The following is a 4,215-nucleotide window of genomic DNA, read 5'->3' as shown; positions in this document are numbered from 1 at the left end:
AAGCCTTTCACCTTTGATCTGCTCACCGCCAAGGTGCGCGAGATGATCAATAGCTAAAACAACGGGCGCCGTGATTGGGGTTACGGCGCCCGTCGTTTTAATCAGGCCAGCAATTCCTGAATCTTTTCCTGCAGCACATCCAAGTCGAATGGTTTCTCGAGGATCGGTGCCTTGCTGGTGATCGGGCTGCCGGTCTCACGGATTTCCTGCGGGTAGCCGCTGATGAAAATCACTTTCAGGTCCGGTCGCAGTTTCACTGCCGGCTCGGCGATCTGCACGCCGGAGATTCCGCCCGGCAGGCGGAAATCGGTAATCAGCATGTCCAGGTGAGGTTTGCTGGCGAGGATCTCGAAAGCCTGCTCGCCGTTTTCCGCTTGCAACACGCGATAGCCCTGCCCTGACAGGTAATCTGTCAGGACCATCAAGATAACCGGTTCGTCTTCGACGACGAGTACTACATCTTGCGCATCTACGCTCATGGGAAGCCTATGTTCGGTCAATAGCTGCTGATACGACCGTGTGGTCACTCAGAGGTTGCGTCGGATATGCCGTTTTCCTGGATCGGCAGACAAACGCGAAACAGGGCGCCTTCGTTGATTTCACTTTCGACGACGATGGAGCCGCCATGGGCGGCGACGATCTGCTCGGAAATGAACAGACCCAGCCCGAGCCCGGCCACCACCGTCTTGGCGGACACCCGTTCGAACTGCTGGAAAATACGCTTCTGGTTCTCGGCGCTGATGCCGATGCCGTGGTCCTGAACTTCGACCCGCGCCTCGTCACCTTCGCGATAGACGCGCACCTGAATCGGGCTGCGACCACCGTAACGCAAGGCGTTGGTCAGCAGATTGGATACCACTTGCTCGATGCGGAACTCGTCCCAGCAACCTTCGACCGGCTCGGGCGCTTCAAAGGAAACACTGGTCTCAGCCGCTTCCATTTGCGAGGCGAAGTTCTGCAACAGGTTGCCGACCAACTGCACCAGATCGAAACGACTCGGGCGGATCGACAGTTTGCCGGTGCGGATTCGCGAAACATCGAGCATGTCTTCGATCAGGCGAATCAGGCTTTTGATCTGCCGCTCATCGCGGTCGACCATCGCCTGCATCTTGTCGAGCGTAAACGCCGAGGCGTTGTCCCGGGCCAGGTGCATCTTGCGCAGCTGGGTTTCGAGAATCAGCCCGTTGAGCGGCGTACGCACCTCATGTGCGACGATCGACATGAAGTCATCGCGCATGCGCACCGCTTGCTCGAGCTCAAGCTGAGTGCTTTGCAGTTGTTGCAGCAGCGCTTCCTGCTCGCGTCGGGCCTGCTCCAGCGCCTCGACCTGCTGCTTCATGGCTTTGCTTTGGCGATACAGATCGACGAAAACGTTGACCTTGCTCTTCACCGCATGAATGTCCAGCGGCTTGTGCAGGAAGTCCACCGCACCGCTTTCATAGCCCTTGAACGCGTAATTGAGTTCACGGCCGGCGGCGCTGACGAAGATGATCGGGATGTTCTTGGTTTTCTCGGTGCCGCGCATCAACTCGGCCAGTTCAAAGCCGTTCATGCCGGGCATCTGCACGTCGAGAATGGCCATGGCGAATTCGTGTTGCAGCAGCAGCGACAGTGCTTCGTCCGCCGACAGAGCCTTGTAGACCGTGCGATCCTCGCGCTTGATCAGCGCTTCCAGCGCCAGCAGGTTTTCTGGCAGATCGTCAACGATCAACAGTTTGGCTTGGATATTACTCAGCATGCGATTCGTTCCAGCTCGACTAGCAGACGGCCGATGCCGTGAATGGGTAGGACATGATCCGGCTGCAGAACGTTCAGTGCAGCCTGGGGCATGGTGGCGACTTGTGCATCCTCGGGGTCTTGAACAATGGTCAGGCCGCCGCAGTGCTTTACGCAGACCAACCCGCGCGCGCCATCCTGATTGGCGCCGGTCAGCAGGACGGCGGCGAGTGTCTCGCCGTAAACGTCAGCGGCCGATTCAAACAGGTAATCAATAGACGGCCGCGAATGATGCACGCGATCCTCCAGGCTCAGCGACAGGCTGCGGTCCGCTTCGACCGACAAGTGATAACCGGGCGTGGCGAAATACACCGTGCCGGCTTCAATGTCCTGCTTGTCTTCAGCTTCCTTGACCGGCATCGCCACACGGCGGGAGAACACTTCGGCCAGATGACTGCGGCGCTCTTCCGGCAGATGCAGAACGATGATGATCGGCAGCACATAGCCTCTGCGTAATGGCCCGAGCAGGGTCAGCAACGCCTCGACACCGCCTGCGGAGGCGCCGATCACGACGGCCTCGATGCGAGGCAGGCTCGGGGTGTCGTTCATGATTTGCGGTAGATCCGTTCTTGTTTGACCAACGCCTCGAACTGGCTCGAGTAGTTGGAAAAATCCAGGGTTTCCTTGCTGCCCAGCACCAGAAAGCCGCGATGCGACAACGATTCATGGAACAGCCCGAACGCGCGGTCCTGAAGCTTCTTGTTGAAGTAGATCAGCACGTTGCGGCAGGAAATCAACTGGGTTTCGGAGAACACGCTGTCGGTGGCCAGGCTGTGGTCGGCGAACGTCACGTTCTCGCACAGGCTCTTGTCGAAAATCGCGTAGCCGTAGGCTGCGGTGTAGTAATCGGCAAACGAACGCTGACCGCCGGCCTGCTGATAGTTGGCAGTGTAGGCGCGGACGTTTTCCATGGAGAAAATCCCTTGCTTGGCCTTCTCCAGCGAGCGCGGGTTGATGTCCGTGGCGTAGATGATCGTGCGGTCGAGCAGGCCTTCCTCGCGCAACAGGATCGCCATCGAATAGACCTCCTCGCCCGTGCTGCAGCCGGCAATCCAGATTTTCAGCGACGGATAGGTACGCAGGAGCGGCACCACTTCGTTGCGGATCGCCAGGAAGTGCGAAGGATCGCGGAACATCTCGCTGACCGGGATCGTCAGCAGTTGCAGCAGCTGCATGAACGCCGTCGGGTCGTGCAGGACTTTCTCTTGCAGGGCCGAGATGGTCGCGCACTCGAACTGACTCAGCGCGTGCTGCACCCGGCGCTTGATCGAAGCGCCGGAGTAGTCGCGAAAGTCGTAGCTGTATTTCAGGTAAATCGCCTCGATCAACAAGCGTAATTCGATCTCGCTGTTGCGTTCGGCCGGACTGCTGCGTTCCACTAGATGCGTTCCATTTTCGGTAACCACACACGTATCAGCGAGAACAGACGATCAAGGTCGATGGGCTTGGCCAGGTAATCGTTGGCGCCCGCTTGCAGGCAGCGCTCCTGATCGTCCTTCATGGCCTTGGCCGTCACCGCGATGATCGGCAGCTTGCGCCAGCGCGGATCCTTGCGGATTTCCATGGTGGCTTCAAAGCCATCCATTTCCGGCATCATCACGTCCATCAGCACCAGGTCGATGTCCTCGACTTCATGAAGTTTCTCAATCGCTTCGCGGCCATTACGGCCGATCACCACGACTGCGCCTTTGTGCTCCAGCGCGCTGGTCAGGGCGAAGATGTTGCGCACATCGTCGTCCACCAGCAGCACTTTGCGACCTTCAAAGACCTTGTCGCGGCTGCGCGCGGTCTTGAGCATCTTCTGCCGTTCATGGGACAGCTGCGATTCGACTTTGTGCAGAAAGAGTGTGACCTCGTCGAGCAACCGCTCTGGCGAGCGCGCGCCCTTGATGATGATCGAGCGCGAATACTTGCGCAGCTCGGCCTCTTCGTCCCGGGTCAGGTTGCGCCCGGTGTAGACGATGACCGGCGGGAACGAGCAGATGTCCTCGGTGGACATGCGCTTGAGCAGATCGTTGCCGAGCATGTCTGGCAGCTTGAGATCGATGACCATGCAGTCGTAGATGGTCGTGCGCAGCAGCTCCAGCGCGTCCTGGGCCAGCCCGACGGCGGTGATTTCGATGTCTTCATCGCCGATCAGCCGCGCGATGCTTTCGCGTTGCAGATCGTCGTCTTCAACCAGCAGCACGCGTTTGACCTTCTGCGTCAGCTTGGCTTCGAGACGGGCGAAGACGTCCTTGAGCTCTTCGCGGGTGGTCGGTTTCACTGCGTAGCCGATGGCGCCCATGTGCATCGCCGCTTCGACGCGATCCTCGACGGAAATCACGTGCACTGGAATGTGCCGGGTTTCGGCGCGTTCTTTCAGGCGTTGCAGCACGGTCAGGCCGGAATGATCCGGCAGGCGCATGTCGAGCAGGATCGCATCCGGCACGAATTCGC

At 59.1% G+C, this 4,215-nt stretch carries 5 protein-coding genes; all 5 read right to left on the bottom strand.

The genetic code is table 11. The features are described 5' to 3' along the window. Positions 1–101 precede the first annotated feature (101 nt). Positions 102–479 (bottom strand): response regulator, encoded by a 378-nt coding sequence (locus D6877_RS15100; protein WP_016774860.1) that lies wholly within the window; start codon positions 477–479, stop codon positions 102–104. 44 nt (positions 480–523) lie between these two features. Continuing rightward, positions 524–1,738, bottom strand: coding sequence for a hybrid sensor histidine kinase/response regulator (locus D6877_RS15095; RefSeq protein WP_130911312.1), 1,215 nt, complete (start codon positions 1,736–1,738; stop codon positions 524–526). Further along, positions 1,732–2,325: a chemotaxis protein CheB gene (locus D6877_RS15090; protein ID WP_130911311.1), complete on the bottom strand. Its 594-nt coding sequence runs from the start codon at positions 2,323–2,325 to the stop codon at positions 1,732–1,734. The genes D6877_RS15095 and D6877_RS15090 overlap by 7 nt, the downstream gene beginning before the upstream one ends. Next, positions 2,322–3,155: a protein-glutamate O-methyltransferase CheR gene (locus tag D6877_RS15085; protein ID WP_130911310.1), complete on the bottom strand. Its 834-nt coding sequence runs from the start codon at positions 3,153–3,155 to the stop codon at positions 2,322–2,324. Before D6877_RS15085 ends, D6877_RS15090 begins: the two co-directional genes overlap by 4 nt. Next, positions 3,155–4,215 (bottom strand): response regulator (locus D6877_RS15080; protein WP_130911315.1); only part of this gene is annotated, 1,061 nt, incomplete at its 5' end. The genes D6877_RS15085 and D6877_RS15080, both read right to left, overlap by 1 nt.

Origin of the sequence: Pseudomonas sp. Sample_9, from assembly GCF_004307535.1 — a bacterium.
Lineage (GTDB): Bacteria > Pseudomonadota > Gammaproteobacteria > Pseudomonadales > Pseudomonadaceae > Aquipseudomonas > Aquipseudomonas mercuritolerans.
This window is presented reverse-complemented; position numbering and strand designations above follow the sequence as displayed.